General features: G+C 50.7%; 1 protein-coding gene. It reads right to left on the bottom strand.

Annotation, left to right across the window (positions count from 1 at the left end; genetic code table 11):
• Positions 1–242 precede the first annotated feature (242 nt).
• Positions 243–835 (bottom strand): transposase (locus tag ACY2RQ_RS19500; protein WP_490114680.1); only part of this gene is annotated, 593 nt, incomplete at its 5' end.

Genomic DNA, 835 nt, shown 5'->3' on the forward strand with positions numbered 1-835 from the left:
TAACGCTTAGCTCAGCGGCCGAGGTACGAGGTCCGCTGCAGCGCCTTGTTGTACGACCCTAACTCCGATCTCTATGGAGTTAAAGCCGTAATCGTTGGGGTGTTTATGGTGTTTCGGTTCTGATGCTTTGTCTTTGGTAAGGATTGCGTATTTTTATCATGGATATTGGTGCTCTTGATTTACACTTTTGGGTCGCTTTTCCCGTGTTTGCACATAAGGGCCTCCTGCCAGAGGCAGTTACCTTAACTGAGTAATGGCAAGGTGTAGAGCGCATGGCAGGGATCACGTGTTCTGGGTATTGTGTCGATAATAACCAGCCGTTTTTTGCACTTGGGGCATAGCCCGGCCTCGTTCTTGCCTGTGCTTTCCAGGTACTCTTGCCATGTTAGTTTGACCGGGGCTTTTGTGGGTTTCTGCTTATGTATGCCCCTGGCTTGATTGAGCTTCTTTACACAGCTGGGGGCGTACAGGCCGTAGCTTCGGATGACGCGTTTGCCATGACTGGGTACATGCCAGAGCAGTTGTTTCACGAACTGCTCACAGGTGAAGGTTCTGGTCTCTGTTGTCTTTGTTCTGTGGCTGGTGTAGCTGAGGAGGACATTGTCACCCACCCGATCGAGTTGCTGATTCTTGACCGGGCCGCCTTTCATGTATTTTGAGAGGTAGATGGCGACCCCCGTTCCGTAATCGTACTTCTTGGGGATATAGACCTTCCATTCCACACGACCCAGCTTGTTCAGTAGGTTATGGACGTGCTGTGGAATCATATCCGGGGGCAGCCTGAGTTGATTAATAGCCTCCCTGATAAAGGCACAGAACTTTCCCCGGAACATCT

The organism is Parendozoicomonas sp. 209JJ7-1, assembly GCF_058147085.1.